General features: G+C 57.9%; 19 protein-coding genes. 12 read left to right on the plus strand and 7 right to left on the minus strand.

Features of this window, described 5'->3' with window-relative positions; all coding sequences use genetic code 11:
* The first annotated feature begins 2 nt into the window (after positions 1-2).
* The 4 genes from IEI95_RS21230 (at position 3) to IEI95_RS21245 (ending at position 2,803) form a co-directional block, all read left to right on the plus strand.
* Positions 3-269, plus strand: coding sequence for a hypothetical protein (locus IEI95_RS21230; protein ID WP_156533829.1), 267 nt, complete (start codon positions 3-5; stop codon positions 267-269).
* 73 nt (positions 270-342) lie between these two features.
* Complete coding sequence (locus IEI95_RS21235) at positions 343-933, plus strand: DUF1214 domain-containing protein (RefSeq protein ID WP_194416966.1); 591 nt, start codon at positions 343-345, stop codon at positions 931-933.
* The gene (locus IEI95_RS21240; RefSeq protein ID WP_156533831.1) at positions 926-1,477 is read left to right on the plus strand and encodes a DUF1254 domain-containing protein; all 552 of its coding nucleotides are present in this window, start codon (positions 926-928) and stop codon (positions 1,475-1,477) included. Before IEI95_RS21235 ends, IEI95_RS21240 begins: the two co-directional genes overlap by 8 nt.
* A 228-nt stretch (positions 1,478-1,705) precedes the next feature.
* Positions 1,706-2,803, plus strand: coding sequence for a helix-turn-helix transcriptional regulator (locus IEI95_RS21245; protein WP_156537750.1), 1,098 nt, complete (start codon positions 1,706-1,708; stop codon positions 2,801-2,803).
* A gap of 143 nt (positions 2,804-2,946) precedes the next feature.
* Here IEI95_RS21245 and IEI95_RS21250 read toward each other — a convergent pair whose 3' ends face one another.
* A complete protein-coding gene (locus IEI95_RS21250; protein ID WP_194416967.1) occupies positions 2,947-3,372 on the minus strand; it encodes an exopolysaccharide production repressor protein in 426 nt (141 codons plus the stop codon).
* A gap of 642 nt (positions 3,373-4,014) precedes the next feature.
* Complete coding sequence (locus IEI95_RS21255; protein WP_071202899.1) at positions 4,015-4,203, minus strand: hypothetical protein; 189 nt, start codon at positions 4,201-4,203, stop codon at positions 4,015-4,017.
* 362 nt (positions 4,204-4,565) lie between these two features.
* On the opposite strand from IEI95_RS21255, the gene IEI95_RS21260 reads away from it, so the two are divergent.
* Positions 4,566-5,675 carry a DUF2336 domain-containing protein gene (locus IEI95_RS21260; protein ID WP_234934244.1) on the plus strand — a complete coding sequence of 370 codons (1,110 nt, stop codon included), beginning with the start codon at positions 4,566-4,568 and terminating at the stop codon, positions 5,673-5,675.
* Between the two features lie 71 nt (positions 5,676-5,746).
* Here IEI95_RS21260 and IEI95_RS21265 read toward each other — a convergent pair whose 3' ends face one another.
* Together IEI95_RS21265 and IEI95_RS21270 are read right to left on the minus strand one after the other, a co-directional pair.
* A complete protein-coding gene (locus IEI95_RS21265; protein WP_156533837.1) occupies positions 5,747-6,103 on the minus strand; it encodes a DUF1491 family protein in 357 nt (118 codons plus the stop codon).
* Between the two features lie 58 nt (positions 6,104-6,161).
* Positions 6,162-6,785, minus strand: a complete 624-nt coding sequence (locus IEI95_RS21270; protein ID WP_234934245.1) for a TetR/AcrR family transcriptional regulator — start codon at positions 6,783-6,785, stop codon at positions 6,162-6,164.
* 191 nt (positions 6,786-6,976) lie between these two features.
* On the opposite strand from IEI95_RS21270, the gene IEI95_RS21275 reads away from it, so the two are divergent.
* The 4 genes from IEI95_RS21275 to IEI95_RS21290 are packed head-to-tail and all read left to right on the plus strand — an operon-like array spanning position 6,977 to position 13,622.
* Entirely contained in the window at positions 6,977-8,050 is a 1,074-nt protein-coding gene (locus tag IEI95_RS21275) for an efflux RND transporter periplasmic adaptor subunit (protein ID WP_087727559.1), read from the plus strand.
* A 1-nt stretch (position 8,051) separates the two neighbouring features.
* Positions 8,052-9,146: an efflux RND transporter periplasmic adaptor subunit gene (locus tag IEI95_RS21280; RefSeq protein WP_156537748.1), complete on the plus strand. Its 1,095-nt coding sequence runs from the start codon at positions 8,052-8,054 to the stop codon at positions 9,144-9,146.
* A complete protein-coding gene (locus IEI95_RS21285; protein ID WP_194416968.1) occupies positions 9,143-12,268 on the plus strand; it encodes an efflux RND transporter permease subunit in 3,126 nt (1,041 codons plus the stop codon). The genes IEI95_RS21280 and IEI95_RS21285 overlap by 4 nt, the downstream gene beginning before the upstream one ends.
* A gap of 1 nt (position 12,269) precedes the next feature.
* Positions 12,270-13,622, plus strand: a complete 1,353-nt coding sequence (locus IEI95_RS21290) for an alpha/beta hydrolase (protein ID WP_156537747.1) — start codon at positions 12,270-12,272, stop codon at positions 13,620-13,622.
* Between the two features lie 67 nt (positions 13,623-13,689).
* Here IEI95_RS21290 and IEI95_RS29490 read toward each other — a convergent pair whose 3' ends face one another.
* Together IEI95_RS29490 and IEI95_RS21300 are read right to left on the minus strand one after the other, a co-directional pair.
* A complete protein-coding gene (locus tag IEI95_RS29490; RefSeq protein ID WP_234894771.1) occupies positions 13,690-14,754 on the minus strand; it encodes a peptidoglycan-binding domain-containing protein in 1,065 nt (354 codons plus the stop codon).
* A gap of 37 nt (positions 14,755-14,791) precedes the next feature.
* Positions 14,792-16,552, minus strand: coding sequence for an ATP-binding protein (locus IEI95_RS21300; protein ID WP_234934246.1), 1,761 nt, complete (start codon positions 16,550-16,552; stop codon positions 14,792-14,794).
* A 470-nt stretch (positions 16,553-17,022) separates the two neighbouring features.
* Here IEI95_RS21300 and IEI95_RS21305 point away from each other — a divergent pair, with 470 nt between their 5' ends.
* From IEI95_RS21305 to IEI95_RS21315, 3 genes are all read left to right on the plus strand, one after another.
* On the plus strand, positions 17,023-17,487 hold the full coding sequence (locus IEI95_RS21305; RefSeq protein WP_156533847.1) for a DUF5330 domain-containing protein: 465 nt from the start codon (positions 17,023-17,025) through the stop codon (positions 17,485-17,487).
* A gap of 125 nt (positions 17,488-17,612) precedes the next feature.
* Entirely contained in the window at positions 17,613-18,032 is a 420-nt protein-coding gene (locus tag IEI95_RS21310; protein WP_156537744.1) for a SufE family protein, read from the plus strand.
* A gap of 378 nt (positions 18,033-18,410) precedes the next feature.
* Positions 18,411-19,919 carry a jacalin-like lectin gene (locus IEI95_RS21315; protein ID WP_015915350.1) on the plus strand — a complete coding sequence of 503 codons (1,509 nt, stop codon included), beginning with the start codon at positions 18,411-18,413 and terminating at the stop codon, positions 19,917-19,919.
* 482 nt (positions 19,920-20,401) lie between these two features.
* On the opposite strand, the gene IEI95_RS21320 is transcribed toward IEI95_RS21315, so the two are convergent.
* Entirely contained in the window at positions 20,402-21,103 is a 702-nt protein-coding gene (locus IEI95_RS21320) for a TetR/AcrR family transcriptional regulator (RefSeq protein WP_194416969.1), read from the minus strand.
* Between the last annotated feature and the right edge of the window lie 32 nt (positions 21,104-21,135).

Genomic DNA, 21,135 nt, shown 5'->3' on the forward strand with positions numbered 1-21,135 from the left:
AGATGGTCCATTACAGCATCAATGCCTTCGTCACGCTGTTGCTTGGCCTGCTGCTGGCGCGCTGGATCAGCGTGTTGCCTTACGAATTTTCCCTGCTGCCCGGATTGATCGCCTCCGCCATCCGCTTGTTTGGAATGGATACGATTGAAAATGCCGATGACATTGAAACAATTGGTCTTCTCGTCATCATTGTTGCATCGGTCATGGTCATGGCCATTCCTGTGGCGGCTGCCAATCTCATCTGGCGGCGCTGGCGTAACGTGCGATGACATAGCCGCCATTTCCCTGCCCTGAATTGAGTGCTACCGCTTCTCCAACAATCAACAGGGTTCGAATCATCGCGTGCTCAGGGTTCCGCTTCTTGTCGCCATTGCGCTTGTCCTTGCTTTCGGGCTTGGCATTCAATCCACACTGATGGCGCTGAATGCCACGGTGGGCTTTGGCGAGATCGAGATTGATGGCTGGCGGGCGTTTCCGCAGGCGCAGACCGCCGATGCTGATCCTTACGCGCGCTCGCACCGGGCCAAGTCCGGGCGCTTGCTGCTGGGCAGCGCCGAAGGGCTGAGTTTTATTGCCACGACCGATACGAACGGGCGCAAGCTGAATACACGCTGCCGCTACCGGCTGGCGGGCACGGTGCCGATGGCCCGCTACTGGACGCTCTCAGCCAGCCGCCCGGATGGAACGCTCCTGCCCGTCTCACCCGACCTGCCGGGGGCGCTGAATTCGGTTACGACACTGAAAAATCGTGATGCCAGCATGGAGATCACCATCGGTTCGCAAGCAGCGCCCGGCAATTGGCTGGCCATTCCCGCAGGAAGCGAAGACCTGATGCTGAACCTGACCCTGCTGGACACGCCGGTCGCGGGCAATTCGGGTCTGGTGACACTGGCCATGCCGCATGTCGAACAGATCGGATGCGGCAATGCGTAAGTTGATCTACGCCATTGTTGTCGGCCTGGTCGGGGCCGTGGTTTTGCATATCGTCATCATCCTGGCGCTGCCGCATTTCACCGGCAAGGATGCCTATACCCGCGTGACGATGGAAGGCCCGCTCTTCAAATTCTATAGTCTCGACAGCCGGGCGGACCGGGCGGGGCTTGCCAATGGCGATCCCTTCCTCAAACTCGCCGCCTGCGCTTTCGATGTCAGCGAGGCGCCGGTGCATCTGACAGCAGAGGGCAGCGTTCCCTTTTGGTCGGTGGGTATTTTCGACCGCGATGCCAATGAAGTCTACAGTATGAACGACGCTACATCCGTCGAGGGCAAGCTTGACATTATTGTCGCCACCCCGGCCCAACTCGCCCGGCTACGCGCCACGGCACCCGATGCGCTTGCCCAGACCATACTGGTGGAAATGCCGGAAACCCAGGGTTATGCCGTGTTGCGCACCCTTGTGCCTCAAGCCAGCTTCGCGCCCGATGCACAGGCTTTTCTTACAAACGCCGGTTGCGATCAGACAGCTATAGATCCATAAAGTATTTTCGCAATCGAACAAAGAGCGACAACACTTTGGCGCGCATGTTTTCTTTATAACATTCAATTAAATCTAAAATTTTCTTCTTTCCAAGCGATAAAAAATTAAAATATTCGATTATTTTGTTTTTTCGACTTAAAATCTGATAATGTTATTCAGTAAATTGACTGGCATTGCTTCAGAAAGACATGTTTGCTAAACATAGCAATATTAATATGTGAGATTGCTATGCCGGAAACTATCATAGATTGCATTTACGAAGCGGCCGCTGAACCGGCGGCCTGGGAAAATGCGCTGGACCGCTTGGCGCATCTTGTCGGTGCGGAAGGCGCCCTGCTTGTCAATATCTCCGACGAGCTCATGCCCTTGATCACGACGCCAGGTGTGCGCGAGCTTTATTCTGATTTTTTCAAACAGGGCTGGACCGCCGACAATATTCGCACCAAAGCGCTGCTGAGTGCCAGCAAGTCGAAATTCATCAGCGATGTCGATCAGTTTTCGCATGAGCAGATGCGCGATGAGCCACTTTACCGGGATTTTCTCTGGCCGCGCGGCTTTGGCTTTGCGGCTGGCGTAAGCTTCGATCTTCCGCAGGAGAAAATCATTGCCATCTCGATTGAACGAAAGCGTGATAGCGGTCCCATCGAAGAAAAACATCTTGATCTTCTCAACAGCATTGGCCGGGACCTGCGTCGCAGCCTAATCCTTGCCTCCCAGCTTGAATTCAAGGCGGTCGACAACAGTCTGCGGGCATTGCAGCTGGCGCGGCTGCCCACCGCCGCACTGACCGCCAAAGGCAAGATCCTGGGGTGCAATACGGTGTTTGAAGCGGGCAATCCAAGATACGCCATTTCGGCCTTCGACCAGTTGCGCTTTCTCCATCCCGCAGCACAGGCAAGTTTTGAAGCCAGTCTTGCCGCGGGTATGGCAGCTAGCGCCAGCCGGGACGAGATGCAGGGCGCTCAATTCGCCTGCCCCGGCCAGCCGGGCCTGCCGCCGGCGGTCGTCTATCTCATTCCCGCCGCCCGGTTGAATGTCGGATTGTTCAGCCCGGTCAGCTTTTTCATCATTCTGGTCCCCCTCAGCCGTAGCAATGGCCTGACCTCGGAGATGATCCAATCCCTGATGAATTTAACGCGCGCCGAGGCGCGTTTGACGAAACTGCTTCTTGATGGAGAGCCTCTGCGCGATGCCGCCCAGGCCCTTGGGATTCAGCTGGAAACCGCCAGAAGCCAGATAAAAACCGTGCTGGCCAAAACCGATATGGCCCGGCAAACCGACCTTATTGCCGCTCTGACTTCGCTTCATTCACTGGAAGCGGATTGAGGGTCGTTACACCCCACTTTGTGCGGCTTCGACACTGGAACCCGCTTTAAAAGCACGTCGGCACTTTGTCATTCTGATTCCGCATCACCAATGCCCGGAAAAGCCCCTTCATACATGTCACACCTCACAGGCATAGACCAGTCTCAGGCATTGTCCGCCCTCTCGGCAAGCGTCAGGTCGCGACCTGCGCACTGGTCCTTTTGTGTACGACCATCACGGGAGGCCTGACTGCTTTGAAGCGTGGCCAGGCGCGCCTTCACCCGACGCATGACAAGGTAGACAATCGCGATGAAATAGACGCTTTGAAGAATAATTGCCGCAACAACCGTCCTGATGATTGTGGCCGCGATGAGCCCTGTCGATTGGTAATTATAGATGGCAAAACCCAGCAAAACGACAGCCATTCCTACAAACACCCGTGGTGCATACATCATGCTGTCACGATCGGGCGTGCCCGCCAAATCCTCGTCGTAGGCTTCCCGTCGATTGTTTCGAGACAATTCTGTCTTCTTCTGGTCCAACTGTTCCGCGTGACTATATCCAAGCGCAGACTCTGTATCTTTATGCATCAAATGCCCCCACTTGAAATAATGTTGTTTATTTCCAACAACGTTTATCAACCATTTTTGGGTGCTTTAAACATCCCCCAAATGGGGTAGGCGGAATTATTACTCAAATATCACGATCGTATACAAAACAATCTTTGGTAGAATTGCAAAATAAAATACCTATTTTAAATTTTTGGACCATTCTTAAACAAAGCAGACATAGGCGTCGCTGGGAAACTATGGTTGCACAACTATTGCGTATTCTCTTAAAGCGCGTCTGCTCCAAAAAACAAACTTACCCAACAAAATTGGCGGTATTAGCGCGTCTTCTGCACAGCGGATAACGTGAAGGATGCCATAGAGCGTTCCGGGGAATGCCTGGAAAAACGGCCCGGATTTCCTGATTGCCCTGAGTGCTTCATAGAAAAGCAACCGGGCTCAGCCAATGACATTCAATCCATGTGATTGCCTCACTGGTCGCAATAGCCAACGGCCAATTGATCTCACTCCACGCAGTGGAAGAGCCGCATCACGGTAACACAGGTCTTATACCAAGCTTCGAAGAGGCTCACGCATCCTCGACTTGAAAATATCTCAAATGCATCAGAGGCTTGAGATATTTTCACAGGGAATACGAAGAGTCATTTCCAGCGAATCCTCGTATTACCCCTCGTAAGGATGCATGTCCTGCGCTGGCCGCTTGCCGGTGAGCGAGGCGGCGCCGATCAGCAGAGGTTCGGTGCGGGTATAGCGCACGCCGGTAAACAGCAGGATACGGGCCTGTGTCGGTGCGGGGGTGCGGTTGACGGGCTTCTGATCCAGCCGGTCTTTCAGTTTCACGATGTCAGCCATGCTCGTCTCCATTTGGGGTAGATGAGACGGATGAAGAGATCGATTTCATCCTGCCCCGGCAAAGGGGCCAGCACATCCAGCCTTGCTGTTTTGGGCAGCAAAGACAGGCATTCTGCGCTTTTCTCCAGACATGAGGGGTAAACAGCCATCCTCATGAAAAGTTGCTTTTATACTGAAGAGCGTCCCGTTTTCCGGGAACCCTTGCTGACATTTCCGAGTAAAAGCGATGCCGCTGCAACGCTCACGCAAGGATATGCTGCTTTATCAAAGTTTCCTTATTAAACACTGTCGATGGTTAACAGCTTGCTAACGATTACCGTCTATTTTGACCGAATTGGTATTGCGTTGGGACGGGTAATGTCGTGGATCATCAATTTCGGGCGTTGGAAAATCCGAGGATCGGCCGCAAGAAGGACGTGGTTTTAATGGCCACCGTTTCCAGTTTCGAAAGCCTCGACCATCCCCGCAAGGCCGATCTCCGGCAGTTTGCCCTGCTGTTCCAGCCCCTGTTTCAATACTCGTCCGAAGAGGCCCGGCGCGACGCCGTGGCGGCGCTATCGCAATCGCCCAATGTGCCGGAAGCTGTGGCATTTTTCATCGCCAGTCAGCCGCTCGCCATTGCCGCGCCATTCCTGATCGCATCGCCCTGTCTGTCGGATGAATTGCTGATCACCATCGCCCGCACCCAGGGCATACACCACGCCCGCACCATCGTGCGCCGCGAGGCTTTGTCGCCCGCCGTCATCGATGCATTGGCCGGCCTGCGCTTCATCGACCCCCTACCCGAGCACGCCCAGCACGTGGACAACGAGGATATTGTCCAGGACATGATGGAAGCACCGCCCCGCGCCATTCGCCTGAGGTCCGACGCGGGTGCCGAGCCCGAAAACATGCCCGCTATCGCCCCTGAGAAAGTGCCGGAAGAACAGACGGTGGCGCAGGAGCCAGATCAGCTCTCCTTAGAGAAGCGGGAACAAGTTCTGGCACAAAATCCGACAAGGGCACAACGCGAGGAAGCCTTGCGCCAGACCTTGAAGGCGCTGGATCGTCACCTTCATCGCCAGGACCGTGATCGCCTGGGTCGGCGCACTCTCAGCTCCGTGCAGGCAGCTCTGCTGGTGCGGTTTGCCCGTGAAAACGAAGCAGGCAGCTTCGCCACGGCCTTGGCCGATGCGCTGTCTTCAAGCCGCTGGCTGGCCGAGCGTATCCTGCTCGACACCTCCGGCCAGCAGCTGGCCACGACGCTGACCGGCCTTGCCATGGCCATTCCCGACATGATTTTTATACTGACCCGTCTCTATCCGCATCTCAGCCAATTGCAGCAGGGCGAACCACGCGTCGCCAGACTGATCGCGGCGCTCGACGGCAGAGACTGCGAAAAGCGCATCGATGCCTGGCTGAGGGCCGACCGCTATACCTATCAAAGCAGTCAGAGCGACGTCCAACCAGTGGCGGTGTCGGCTTCTCGTTGAGACTATGTCCGTGAAAAATGGAACCCGATTGTCCTGAAAAGACAGAGGGCAGCGATACGCGTGGCCGCCCTTCAGCTTGCCTCACCGACGAGCGACAAAAGACCATCCAACTGGTCGATCTCGATTTCCACCAGCCATAGATCCGGGTCAAAACGGCGCTCGCGTTCCATCAGGGCCGCAACCTCGCAGGCATCGACCCTGTCGAGGCGGCGCTCGAAACGACGGTCGCCTGACATTTCGGCATCATCGTCTTCAATCAGGCTTTGAGGGGCTGGAGCATAAAGACTTTCCAGGCCATCGCGAAACCGCTGGCGCAGGAAGATGGCGCCGGCTTGGTCCATGCCCTTATGCTCCACAGCGGCAAAGCCGCCGGCGGAAAACACGCGGCGTAGGATGGCGGCGACGAAAATATCGGAGCGAAGGCGCATCCTGCCTATCTATAGGCAGGATTGACGGAAAGAAAGACATTCATCGGGGCAGTCGGGATTATTCGCCCTTGCCGCGCATCAGGGTCCGCATCACCATATCGACATGAGCCTCCATGTACGCCTTTTGCTCAAGCGGCCTGCGTTGCGCAAACAGGATTGACCAGAGATTGAAGTGGATGATCGGTCCAATCAGAACATCGGGAGCCGAAGCGGCAGGGCCAGGCAAAAATTCGCCGGCAGCGACGCCCCCCTCCACCAGCGTGCAGACCGTTTTCAAGAGGGGCGCAACGAATTCGTCGTAATGCCTGTCTACAATATGGGGAAAGCGGGTTCCCTCGCTCACCGTCAAACGCAGGAGTTCGCTACACTTGCAATCGCCGGCGATCATCTCATAGGCCATGCCGATCATTTGCTTCAATCGTTCGGCATGGCTGCCCTCCAATATTTCAGCAGAAGCACGCAACTGAGACAACGGCAGCGACATCTGCCGGATGGTCTCCTCGAACAAGACCTCTTTTGACGGAAAATAAAGATAAACCGTGCCCTTTGTAATGCCGAGCCGCAGAGCTACATCTTCCACACGCGTCGCAGAAAAACCTTTGTCCAGAAATTCTTCAAATGCAGCTTCCAATATTTCCTGCGGGCGCCTCGCTTTCTGCTCGGCCCGGCTGATCGTTTTCAATCGCTTTGCCATGACCATTTTCCTTGAGGTTTGAGCGAGCGGACTTGCGTGAGGCGACGGAGCGAAAGCACCCGCATTACGCTTTCAATTCCTATACCGGCAACTATCGCTCCGGCAACTATATTGACTAACCGTACAGTCATTGATATCTACTCGAAACGACCCGTGAATGCAATGGTGGGGACCTCACAGTGCGGTTACAAACGACTTTATCCGGACTGGCTTGCGTCCTGCTCGCTTTGTGTCTGGCAGGCTGCAATGAAAAGACCGAGAGCCAGTCTTCACCGCGCAGTGTCACGGTGACCAAGGCCCAAACCGCGCAATACCAGCCCTCGGTGGAAATCTCCGGATCGGTGAAAGCGCGGGTGCAGTCCGACCTGTCGTTCCGTACCGCAGGCCGGGTGATCGAGAGGCATGTCGATGTCGGCGACCGGGTCAAGGCGGGCGACGTTCTGGCACTCCTCGACAATACCGAGCAGAAGGCTGATATCGCCGTTGCCCAGGCCGGGCTGGAATCGGCCCAGGCAACGATGCGCCAGAAGAAATTGGCCTTCGACCGCTACAAGGTACTGATCCAGACCAACACCATTGCCCAATCCACCTTCGACCAGGCCCGCGAGGATCTCGCCACGGCTCAAGGCTCGCTGCAAACCGCGCAGGCCAATCTGGCCACCGCCCAGGATGCGATGACCTATACGGAGTTGAAGGCCGATGCCGACGGCATCATTACCTCGCGCAGCATCGAGGTGGGACAGGTGGTTTCGGCGGCGCAGGCGGCCCTGACGCTTGCCCATGACGGACCGCGCGATGCCGTATTCGATATGTTCGAAGCGTTTTTCCTGGAAGGTGCGCCGTCCGATACCGTCGAGGTCTCGCCGATCGGCGGCCGCGCCAATCCCCAGGACGGCAAGATCCGCGAAGTCTCTCCGGCCATCGACACCAGCGCCGGCACCATCCGTATCAAGGTCGCCCTGCCCGCGGACACGCAATGGTCGCTCGGCACGACTGTCGTCGGACGGTTCCGCGCTCAGCCGCAGCAGGGCATCGTGCTCCCCTGGAGCGCCATGGCCTCGGCCAATGGCCAGCCCGCCGTCTGGGCGGTCAACACCGCCGACAGCTCCGTCAAGCTGCGCAAGATCGACATTGCCCGCTACCGCGTCGGCGATTTCGTGGTGGCATCCGGCGTCGCGCCCGGGGACATCATCGTCACCGACGGCGGCAAGTTTCTGACGGACGGCCAGGTCGTGGCCTTTAAGGAAAAGTGACATGCGCCTCTACCGTCCAATCATCACCCTTCCCTTTCTGCTTGCCCTGGCGCTTGCCGCCGGTTGCAGCGAGAAGGACGACCAGCAGGCCACCGGGCCACGTCCTGTCCGCTCGATGACCGTCAAGGCCGAACGCCTGTCGGGGGTCAGCTTTGCCGGTGTCGTCCAGGCGCGAGTCGAAACCGATCTTGCCTTCCGCACGCTCGGCCGAGTGATCCTGCGCAAGGCCGAAGTCGGCGATCTCGTTCACAAGGGCGACGTGGTTGCCGAAATTGATCCGCTTGCGCTGCAATTTGCCGTCAACAGCGCCGAGGCCGACCTGCGCAATGCCCAGGCGGCGTTTGAGAATGCGCAGATCACCGAAAAGCGCCGGCGCACGCTCGCCACCATCAATGCCGGCAGCGTCGCCGATTTCGAAGTGGCCGAACAAGGCCTGAAATCGGCCCAGGCAAGTCTCGACCAGGCAAATGCCAAGCTGGACAAGGCCCGCGAGCAATTGGGTTATGCGCGGCTTCAGGCGGAATTCGACGGCGTCGTCACGTCAGTGTCCGTCGAAGTCGGCCAGACGGTGACCGCCGGGCAGACGGTGATGAAAGTCGCACGGCTGGACCAGCGTGACGTGATCGTCGATGTCCCGGAAGGACGGATCGGCGCGCTGAAGGAAGGCACGAAGTTCAACGTGGCGCTACAGCTCGATCCCACCAAGCTGGCTATCGGAACGCTGCGCGAGATCGGCCCGGAAGCCGATGCGGAAACCCGCACCCACCGGCTGAAGATCGCCATCAACGATGCTCCCGAGGTGTTTCGTCTCGGCGCCGTGGTGACCGCGACTGCAAGCCGTGATGAAGAGGACGGCGTCATCCTGCTGCCGTTGACCGCCATCCTCAGAAAAGACGGCGCAACCGGTGTCTGGGTGATCGATCGGGCCAATGCCACAGTCGCCCTGCGCAAGGTCGTCCTTGATGACGCCACTACCGACGGCAACCGGGTGAAGGTCCTGTCCGGATTGAAGGAGGGCGAGCAGGTTGCCGTCGCCGGCGCCAATCAGCTTGCCGAGGGACAAAAGATCAAGACCGATGAGGAGCCGCGCCCGTGAAGAAATTTAACCTGTCGGACTGGGCGCTCGAACATCGTTCCCTCGTCTGGTATTTCATGATGGTGTTTTCGCTGGCCGGCGTGCTCGCTTATATCGGCCTTGGGCGTGAAGAAGACCCGTCCTTCACCATCAAGACCATGGTGATTCAGGCCCAATGGCCCGGCGCCTCCGCCCAGGAAGTCACCCAGCAGATCACCGACCGGATCGAGAAGAAGCTGCAGGAACTGGAATCGCTCGACTATACCAGGTCGATCACCACAGCGGGCCAGACCATCGTCTTCGTCAACCTGCTGGATACCACCAAGGCCCGTGACGTGCCCGCCACATGGCTGCGCGTGCGCAACATGGTCCAGGATGTCCAGGGCGACTTTCCCTCCGGCGTCGTCGGACCGTTCTATAACGACCGTTTCGGCGACGTTTACGGCAATATCTACGCCTTCACCAGCGACGGCCTGACCCATCGGCAATTGCGCGATCTGGTCGAGAGCGCCCGCACCAAGCTGCTGACCGTTCCCAATATCGGCAAGGTCGACATTGTCGGCACGCAGGACGAGGCGATCTACCTCGAATTCTCCACCCGAAAGATTGCTGCCCTCGGCATCGACCAATCGGCGATCATCGCCACGCTTCAGGCCCAGAATGCCGTCACCCAGTCAGGCTTCATCGATGCCGGGCCGGAGCGGATCGCCCTTCGGGTCGGCGGGCGCTTCATTTCGGAAGACAGCCTGCGGTCGATCAATCTCAAGGTCAACGACCGGTTCTTTCCGCTCACCGATGTCGCCACCATCAGCCGTGGCTATGCCGATCCGCCGACCAGCATGTTCCGGGTCAATGGCAAGCCGGCAATCGGTCTTGCGATCGGTATGAAGGCTGGTGCCAATCTGGTGAATTTCGGCAAGGCGCTGGACAAGACCATGGCCGGCGTCATCCAGGACCTGCCGGTCGGCGTTTCCGTCGATCGGGTCGCCGATCAGCCGGCGGTGGTGGAGGAAGCGGTTTCCAGCTTCACCCATGCGCTGTTCGAGGCAATCGTCATCGTGCTGGCCATCAGCTTCATCAGCCTTGGCCTGCGCGCCGGACTGGTGGTGGCGATCTCGATCCCGCTGGTTTTGGCGATCACCTTCCTGTTCATGCAATATGCCGGCATATCGCTGCAACGCATCTCGCTCGGCGCCTTGATCATCGCGCTCGGGCTTCTGGTCGACGATGCGATGATTGCCGTGGAAATGATGGTGGCACGCCTGGAAGTGGGCGATAGCCTGCGCAAGGCCGCCACCCATGTCTATACCTCGACCGCCTTCCCGATGCTGACCGGAACGCTCGTCACCGTCGCCAGCTTCATCCCGGTCGGGTTGAACAACAGCAATGCGGGCGAATTCACCTTCTCGCTGTTCGTCGTCATCGCCGTGTCGCTGGTGGTGTCCTGGGTGGTGGCTGTGCTGTTCACGCCGCTTCTGGGCGTCACCATGCTGCCGAAGACCATGAAGAAGCATGCCGACCACAAGGGTTGGTTTGCCCGGCTGTTTGCCAGCATGCTCCACTTTTGCCTGCGCTGGCGCTGGCTGACCATCGTTGCAACGATCGGCGCCTTCGCCCTGTCGCTCTATGGCATGACCCATGTGCAGCAGCAATTCTTCCCCAGTTCCGACCGCCCGGAACTGATCGTCGACTGGAACCTGCCGCAAAACAGCTCCATCGACGAGACCAACCGGCAGATGGCCAAGTTCGAACAGGAGCAATTGGCCAACAACCCGGATATCGACCATTGGTCGACCTATGTCGGCCGCGGTGCGCCGCGCTTCATCCTGTCTTTCGATGTGCAGCCTGATGATATCACCTTCGGCCAGATGATCATCGTCACCAAAGGGCTGGACGTGCGCGACAAGCTGCGCCAACAATTCCAGGCCTATCTCAGCCAAACCTTCCCCGGCACCGATGCCTATGTGAAGCTTCTGGATATCGGACCTCCCGTAGGAAAGCCGGTGCAATACCGCGTGTCCGGCCCGGACATCCAAAAAGTGCGCGATTATGCCGGCAAACTGGCCGCCATTGTCGGCACCCACCCGCTGCTCACCAATATCGCCTTCAACTGGTATGAACCGGCCCGGGTGCTGAAGGTGGATGTGCTACAGGACAAGGCCCGCCAACTGGGTGTCACCTCCGAAGACATCGCCCAGACCCTCAACAGAGTGGTCGAGGGATCGACCGTCACCAAGGTTCGTGACGACATCTACCTGATCGATGTCGTCAGCCGTGCCGAAAAGAAGGATCGCGGTTCCGTCGAAACGCTGGTCGATCTGCAATTGCCGAGCAGCAACGGCCAGTCGATCCCGCTGTCATCCGTCGCCACCTTCCATTACGAACTGGAGCAGCCGACCATCTGGCGGCGCGACCGCACGCCGACGATCACCATCGAGGCCGCCGTCAACGGCCCCACCCAGCCCGCGACCATCGTCAACGCGCTGAGCGGCAAAGTCACCGAATTCTCCAAGGCGCTTCCGGCAGGCTATGCCGTCAATATCGGCGGCGCGGTCGAGGAGAGCAACAAGTCGCAGGGGCCGATCATCCAGGTGGCACCCCTGATGCTGTTCATCATGGCAACGCTGCTGATGATCCAGTTGCAGAGCTTCCACCGGCTGTTCCTGGTGTTTTCCGTAGCCCCGCTGGCGCTGGTCGGCGTGGTGATCGCGCTTCTCACCAGCAACGCGCCCCTTGGCTTCGTGGCGCTGCTCGGCGTGCTCGCGCTGATCGGCATCCTGATCCGAAACTCTGTCATCCTGGTGGTGCAGATCGAGGACCTGCGAAAATCGGGCGTCGCGGCCTTTGCGGCCGTGGTCGAGGCCACCGAACACCGGATGCGCCCGATCATGCTAACCGCCGCCGCAGCAACCCTGGCGCTGATCCCGATCTCGCGACAGATCTTCTGGGGACCGATGGCCTTTGCCATGATGGGTGGCATCGTCGTCGGAACCGTGCTGACCCTGCTGTTCCTGCCCGCGCTCTACATCACCTGGTTCCGGATCAAGCCGGAGAAAAACCAGGCGCACGACAGTCACGTCCCCGATACCCATGGCCACGACAACAGTGGCCCAGACAACAATGCTATCGGAGCCGAGAAATAGGATGCCGACTCTCGGCTGGCTCAAGAACAGGAAGCGGGAACACGCCCGCTCTCTCTTGAAGCGTGGATATGCCCCCACGCCTTCCGCTTCCGCATCTGGGTCGGCCGCAAGCGGGCTGGCAGGATCCAGTCCTGCTTTTGCGGGACATGCCGTCATTCCCTTAGTGATCGTCCTCGTGTTGGGTGGCTGCGCGGGCAGGCCAGAAAGTGTATTGAAGCCTGTGCCGGTTGCCAGCGACGCCAGCCAGGTGAACATGCTGGTGTTCACCACCCGCAAACCGGCGGACGATCCCGGCCTGCTTTATTCCGGTGATCGCGGCACAGCCATCTCAGTGAACAATGTGGTCGTTTCCATCCCTCCGGAGCGCAACCGCAAGGTAGGCGAAGTGCAATGGCCGTCCCGTGTGCCCCCCAACCCGGAACATGATTTCGCGGTGCTGAAGGCCGATAAGGTCCCGACAGAATCCGAGGCTTTGCAGTGGTTCAACGCGACCCGGAACAAGAAACGCCAGGCCGTGATCTTCGTGCATGGCTTTAACAATACGTATTCGGATGCGGTTTTCCGCTTTGCCCAGGTCATCCATGATTCCGGCACGGACGCATCCCCGATCCTGTTCACATGGCCGTCGCGCGGCAGTGTGTTCGACTATCTCTACGACAAGGAAAGCACCACCTATTCCCGGCGGGCGCTGGAAGACCTGATCCTGCAAGCCGCGAAGAATCCCAATGTCGGCGATGTGACGATTATTTCCCATTCCATGGGCACCTGGCTGACCATGGAAGCGTTGCGCGGCGTGGCGATGCGGACCGGCACAGTTCCAAGCAAGGTCAACAATGTCATCCTGGCCTCGCCGGATATCGATGTCGATGTATTTCGTCGCCAGTTGATCGAAATGGGGACCAAACGGCCGCATTTCACCATCTTCACCTCCAACAAGGACAAGGCCTTGTCCGTGTCGCGATGGCTGTCGGGCGGCGTCAACCGGGTCGGCGGCATGAGCCAGGCCGACCTGCAGCCGCTGGCTGGTGACCTGAAAGCGCTCGGCATCACCGCCATCGACACCAGCAGCGTCGATAGCCACGATCCGCTCGGCCACACGGCCTTTGCCGACAGTCCGGAGATCATCCGCAATCTGGGCAAGAACATCGCTGGCCAATCCATGGAAGGCGGCCAAACCACCTTGGGCGATCGGGTCGGCCTGGTGGCAATCGGCACAGCCAATCTGGCCGGTTCCGCGGCCCGTACCGTTGTCACGGCTCCCATGGCGGTGATCAGCAGCGATGCACGTCAATCGCTCAAGCAGGAATTTTCGTCGGGGCAGAAACCGCTGATAGACGGAAAAATCGCTTATTAGCGCTTACTTTTGGAAAGATGGAAATCGGTTTTGCGTTAGGACATACGCAAATGCTGGCGAAAGCCGCTTACAAAGCGCCAATGGATTTCAGCTTTTTCAGTACCGCCATATTCGGTTCGCCGGTTTCCGGCAGGCGATAATGGCGCTCGAAATGACGGATGGCGGCCTTGGTCTTGTCGCCAGCCACGCCATCCACGCTGATATCGGTATAAGCGATATTGATCAGGCCGCGCTGGATATCCATGATCAGGCTTGCTTCCCCGCTTGCACCAGTCCCATTGACACCGGCCCCATTGGCACCCGTCGTGACAAGGCTGGCAGAGGCAACAGGTGCTTGCGGCACTGGCGTATTTGCCGACGTAGCAGCCTTGGTCAGCGCACCGGACTGGGTTTTGCCCGAGGAGGCCGAGGCGGTCGACACGGGTGTTGCCGTGGGCAACCGGGAGGGCGCGGGCTGCACAGGCGCGGACCGCGCTGTGGTGACGGTCTTTTCCGCATTGCGAATGGCTGCGGCCACGGGATCAATGGCGTCATCCGCCGTCGTCGTGACTTGAACCGGGCGTTCCATAGGGCGCACTGGGGGCGCACTCCCCTTGGGGGCCGCAACCGCGGGTGATTTCTGATCGACGCTCAAGGCCGCCAGCAGGTCATCGCTGGGCGCACCGGTAACCGGCATGCCGATCCGCCGCTGATAGGCGCTGATCGCTGCATCGGTTCGGGGTCCACGTTTGCCATCGGCGACGCCATCGTAAAGCCCCAGGCGAATGAGCTGCGCCTGGATACCGGCGGTCAACCGATCGGCACCGGTATCAGTCGCCGGCACCACAGCTGTTGCTGGACCACCGGCGCCGGGCGCTGTGCTGGCGGGTGTGTTTTCCGCTGTCTGGCGCTGAATACGGAACGTGGTGACGTCATCAGGGTCGGGTTTCAGGGAATGGTTGCTGTTCAGCCCCAGCATGGCGGTAAAATCATGCGGATCGCGGGTGCGCAGGAAGGGAGACGGATGCCGTCCCGGCTGATACCAGAACGCATTGGCCGCAACGAAACCCATGACCACGACAAAGCCGACCGTGCTGGTGAACCGGGCTGGATTGCGCGCACAGAGGCGCATGGACGCTCGAGCGGCCATCATCAGAAAACCCGGCTCCTTGCGGGCCGGTTTTCTTTTATCAGGCGATTTTCGCTTTCGCGTCGTCATTCACATCCTTTTGCTGGCCCATCCTTTGGCCCGGCTGCCCGCTACCCTGCTGCTCATGCGTTTGTCCCGCACCCTCTTCAAAACAGACCTCATCCATCTGGTGCTGCCGCGACGATTGGGCAAGCCCCGCCCTGTCGCTCCCCAAGATCTCGCTCTTTGAGCCATCGAGCCTCTCGCGACCAGGCTGCCTTTCACTGACGGGCAAGCGTGGCGGAAATTCGATCTGACGGCTTTCGCCTGTGGATTGAACCCGGGCAATGCCCGATCCGTCGATTGGCAGGGTGATGGAAACCACCGTCCCCTCCCCCTCACGGCTCGTCAACAGGAATGTGCCACCATGCAGGGCAACCAGCCCCTTGACCAGCGACAGGCCCAGGCCGACGCCGTCGAATTTCCTGTTATAATCACTGTCGACCTGAACGAAAGGCTGGCCAAGCAGAAGGATGCGATCCTGGGCGATACCGATACCCGTATCGCTGACAGAGATCACCAGATCCTTGCCGAAACGTGCCGCATCCACGGTGACAACACCACCCTGCTCAGTGAATTTAATGGCGTTACCAACAAGATTGATCAGGATCTGGCGCACGGCGCGCGGATCGGCGGTCAGCTCGCTCACATCGCGGCCAATGCGGCTGGTGAGCTTCACGCCCTTTTCCTGCGCCTGCAAGGCCAGCATGTTTTCACAATCGTGAATGGTTTGCGCAAGGCAGAACGGCTCCACCAGCAACTCGTAGCGCCCGGCCTCGATGCGGCACATATCGAGCATGGTATTGACGACCGACAGAAGATGGCCGCCGGATTGGCGGATTAACCGCACATATTCCCGGTGACGTTCATCTTCCATCCGGCCGAAATAATCGCCCATCAGAATATCGGAAAAACCGAGTATGGCATTCAGCGGCGTGCGCAATTCATGGCTGACGGCAGCGAGAAAGCGAGATTTGGCTTCATTGGCCGTCTGTAAATCGGCATCAAGCTTGACCAGCCGCTGCGCCATTTGCTGTTGCTCGCGGCAATCCAGCATCTGCACGAAAATCCCGGCAATGCCACCGCGCTCGTCGCGGCGCACGGCCATGTCGAGCCCAACCGCCATCAGCGTGCCATCGGCAGCCTCGTCGCTCGTGATTTCGCCAAGCAGGTTTTCGCCGTTAGAGCCTTCAGAATGGGCATTGGTGGGGCGGGCAAGCCGCAGCTTCACACGACCGATATCCTCGCCCTGGCGCAGGGCGTCAAAGGCACGCACAAAGGCGATACGGTCGGTAACATGCACCTGATCGATGAAGGGACGGCCGAGCGGATTGCGCAGGAAAGGCAGGAAATCGCGGGCATCGCGCCCACCGACGGTCTCCACCCGCGCCTGGGCATCCAGGGTGAAAACCATGCCGGGAAACAGCGACAGATCGATAGAAGCACTCGTGTCGAGGGAATGGCGGATAGCTGGCTGGCGAGAAGACAGGCGCGCCAGCCACAGGGCGGCGACCACGGCGATCAGAAACAGGCCGGCAACAATGGCAACGCCGAGCGGCAGGGCCACGGCGATACCTTGAAAGAAGGAAAGGGTGAGCGGCACGAGGACCAGAGCGGGCAAGCAGGCCAGGACCACGCAACGTGCCGCCGCAACTTCGGCGCGAGACGGCGAGGCTTCCGCGCCGATGCGCGTCACCACCAGGGTCACGGCTTCGTCGAGAAGGGTCTTTGCCCGATCAGCGATTTTACTCAATACCAACACGCCAAATTTCCGCGACTTGCGGTCCTCTTTACTGACCAAACAATAGAGGTCGCCGCCTTAAGGAAAAGATAAAGGGAAAGCTGCAAAACCCGCCTAAACCGGTGTTTCCGTCTCGGAAAGGGACAGGGGTCAAAAGCTTTCGAAAACATGGTTAACGTGGCGTAAGCAACGGATTTTGCATGTTTTTCCGCATCACGTTAATATCTGTGGCATCAGGTGGAATGAAAAAGCCCGGGAACAGAAGGGTTCTGCCGCAATTATGCTTAACCTCGGTCGTTAAACTTTGACTAGAATGTGGTTCAAATGCGGAAAGAACGCATTTTATGAAAATACGCAGAAAATCCGATGATGTTTTGCAAAGCGATATTTCCGCGCGAATCATAGTCTGTTTCGCAGCAGCCCGGCCATTCGACCGGCGCAACCGACGCGACAGACGAGAAACTGTCGCAGAACGAGACGGATAAGCGGTCATGTGGTTTCTGATCAAGGGAGCATTCTGGTTTACGCTGGTATTGGTCGCCCTGTCCTATCTGGGCGGCGCGCCGCGTGACGGTTCGGCATCTGCACCGCAATTTGAGCTGGCAAATGCCGTTTCGGCCGCATCCGGCGCCTATGATTACGTTTCCGGCCTCTGCGGCGAAAAGCCCGATGTATGCGTAAAGGGCGGCCAGACGCTTCAGGCCATCGGAATCCGGGCGCGTGAAGGTGCGCTGGTCGCTTATCAATTGCTTAACCGTCAGTTCGGCACCGGAGAGGATCATCAGGCCATCAGCGTCGATACCGCGCCAGCCCACGGCAGCGTCACGGAAGCGGCAATCGCCACCCCTGCCGCCGCCAGCGAAGACCATATGGTCACCGGTACGGTCTCTGCGGCTGGCAATGGCGTGCCCCTGACCATCACCGTTCCAAGACCAAGGCCGAAACCCGCAGGTTGAGTGATTTTTACCGGCGCAGCCGGTTCATTTCCGCATGGGAAAGGCCTATATGGCCTCAAGCGGCTTCCAAAGCCCTCACCGGAAGCCACCTGAAACACCCAAAAAACCGCCTGGATGATCCTCCCATGACGCCCATCGACCAGATTATCGACGACTTCGCCTATCTCGACGATTGGGAAGACCGCTACCGCTATGTGATCGAACTGGGCAAGGCGCTGCCGGATCTGCCGGAAGAACAGCGTATCGCTGACAACAAGGTCAAGGGCTGTGCCAGTCAGGTCTGGCTGGTGACGAAGGCGGGCGAAGGGCCAAACCCGATCCTGACGTTCGAAGGCGATTCCGATGCCCATATCGTCAAGGGCCTGGTCGCCATCGTGCTATCAGCCTATTCCGGCAAGACCGCCTCAGAAGTCGCAGGCTTTAACGCCCTCGACCTGTTCGGCAAGCTCGGCCTGATCGAACACCTCTCCGCCCAACGCGCCAACGGCCTGCGTTCCATGGTCGAGCGGATCAGGGGCGAGGCTGTGGCGCGACTCGGGGGCTGATGGGCACGTACTCGCTTTGAAGAGACTTCGAGTATCTCAAATCCATCAAGGGCTTGAGATGTTTGAAACTTCCGTCAGGCGAGGATGCGTCAGCATCTTTGATGCCTTTGTATTCGCTGCACGGCACAAGGCCCAGCATGATGTCTAAGTCAAAGTCAGGCGTTGTCACCGGACTAAGCCATTTTCCATGACTTTTTTCTGCGCGGCACTCTAGGGGCGAACCAATGACGCTTGGTGTCGAGCCGCAAACCGGCAAAATTGATTGATGTCCACGCCAAGGAGGTACACCCAAAAAAGGCCTTTAGATTGTATTGACCGAATTTACAACCTAAAGAATATTCAATCGTTCATCAAATTTGAACGAGAGAGGAATTATTAATGAATATTGAAGTTTCCAGCGTCAAAGCCACCGCGCCCACGACACTGTTTCAGGGATATAACAGTGTCCTCGGGCAAGGCCTTTCCACGGCTGTTCAAGGCAAATCGGCCACAACCGGTGCCAGCAGCGAAGTCATCTGCTCGGTCAGCACCACAATCGAAGAATTGGCAAAATCGCTGTCGATTGATCAGTCACTTTCAGTGGGCTTTGGTCCGGTGGGCGGTGCCGACGAAAAAATGGAGTTCATGGCGTCACTCAAGGTGACCACCTACAGCGTATCGGTCACCGTCTATGCTCGGCACGGAACTGGCGGGACCAGCTTCACCGACGTGTCCTTCGAACAAGGTATCAGCATTCCGACAGACGATGCTTCGGCAAACCAATTTGTCCGCGCGTATGGCGATTCCTTCGTGTCGAGTGTCCAAACCGGCGGTGAATACATGGCGGTTTACACTTTCTACTCTCAAACCCGGGAAGAGCAGGCCTCACTCGTCACCAGCCTGAAGGCAAACGGTATCTTCGATGGCGTTTCGGTTGGCGGCAGCCTGCAAACCGCTATGACCAACTTCCTCAAAGTCACAACGGTTAACTATGCCTTCCGCCAGAAGGTCACTGGGTTGCTCAATCCAGCACTGCCACTGCCCAGCGATTTCGTAGCCTTTGCCGTCAAATTCCCATCCATTCCCATCGATGCGCCGGTGGTGACATCTATTTCCAGTACTGGATATGAAGCCGTGCCCAACGCTGGGAACGCCTTCGATAAGGTGAGCGCCAATCGCAACTACTTTACGGGCGGGAGCATTGATTCAGGCCTGACCGGTAGCCTCACGACGATTACACAAGCTTTGAACCAGATGAACTGGATCTCAAATATTTACAATTTTTACGGCGGCTTTAGCGATCAGACATTGATCACGAATACGAGTACCGCTACCAGCGATATCAATGCCATTAAAACGCAGATGAGCGCTTTCGGGACGGCGGCGGCTGGAAACTTTCCTGCTCTAAACCTCCCCTCACTCAAGAATGGCACACCGACGCTCAAATTCAATGTACAAACCAGCAGCTATTGGGGCGGCGACGGCGGCAGCCCGTTCGATGATATCGACATTAGCACCTATATTTCGCGGAAAACCCGAGTGAGCGCAATCGGCCTGCGCACAGGCAACCGCACGGACCAACTGCGCACGTCCTATATCGACGACACCGGACAATTTTCCACGAAGACCCATGGCGGCGGTGGTGGCAGCGACCGCGGAACCCTTCAGATCCTTGAGGGCCAGTTCATAACGCGGATATCGGGACGATCAGGCAACCGGCTCGACCAAGTTCAGTTCCAGATCAGCGACGGTCGCGGCATTGGCGGCGGCGGCGGCGGCGGCAGCGCATTTGATTGGTCACCCCCGAGCGGCAGTTTTGTCATGGGCTTCTCAGGTCGCTCCGGTAATGAAGTCGACCGCCTTCAGGTTTATTATGGGAAATTCAAACCTGCGAGCTGGATTATCTGAAAAATTGGCTTCAGAGAACTGTATTATTGCGGCAATACCGTCATAGCGGAATTTCTGCGTAATATCTAACAGCAATAGCGAGGCGAAGCTTCAAAAAGATGCTTCGCCTTTTTGTTACTTCGGATGAATTAACTGTATACGATATTTTCAATCACACCAAGTCTCGACGATGCTGACGCATCCTCGAATTAAAAACATCCCAAATGCATCATAGACCTGATATATTCAATGGGAATACGAAGAGTCATTTTCAATGAATCTCCGTATAAGGCAAATAGCCTGTCAATGCTTTGACAGCGCCGCTACCAGGCCCAGCCTTGACGCATTGCGGGCCGGCATGAAGCCGACGACCAGACCGATCAGGCAGGAGCAACTGAAAGCTGCCACCATGGAGGTGGTAGATCAGGGGCGAGGCTATGGCGCGGGCCTGAGGGGCAAACGGCCAGAAAGAGTATTTAAGCCGCCTGCCACCATCAAAATGATTATGCGACTTTGGTGGCCAATGCCATCGCCTGCTCAAATTCCTCCGTCAGCACGCCGACTGCGGAGCGGAGGATCATTGCCAGAATATCCTTCAATGTTTGCTCCCGACGATCTTCTTCCTCCAGAAAAAACGCCATGGCGCCCTGGCCCGCCAGAACGTGCGAAATGGTGATGGAATGGGTGAAAAACAGCAGGGATGCATCCTGCCGGTGGACCAGTCCCAGGTCCATTCCTTCCAAGAGAAGCGGCACCGTCGCATCGTGAAAAGGATCGATCAGCGAGGCTTTCACCTGTTCCTGGCGCGGGCCTTCCTGAACCATCTCCTGGAGAATGAACAGGCCATAATCCGGCAGGTCGGCGTTGAAGCGGATGAAGGTGGCATAGAAATCCGCCATTCTCTGAGAATAGGCCAAAGGGGCCGCCGAAATGGCCTGCAAGGTGCTGATGCAGGGCGCCGCGCGCAGGTTCATGCGTTCGAGGCATGCCTCCCATAGGGCGGCTTTTGAGCCGAAGTGATAATTTGCCAGCGCAATATTGACCCCGACCTGCCTTGCCAGTTCCCGCAAATTCACCCCGTCAAAGCCCTGGCGGCCAAAAGCATGAATGGCTTTCAAGAGAATTGCCTCGCGGCCAACCTCCGCTCCCAACCGGGGCCTGCCGACCCGGGTCGGCTTTATCTTGGCGGGTTGTTCGTCGCTCATGGTCATCTCTGCTTCATCGATGAGGCCGTTGG

It is taken from the genome of Agrobacterium vitis, assembly GCF_014926405.1.
In the GTDB taxonomy this organism is placed as follows: Bacteria; Pseudomonadota; Alphaproteobacteria; order Rhizobiales; family Rhizobiaceae; genus Allorhizobium; species Allorhizobium vitis_H.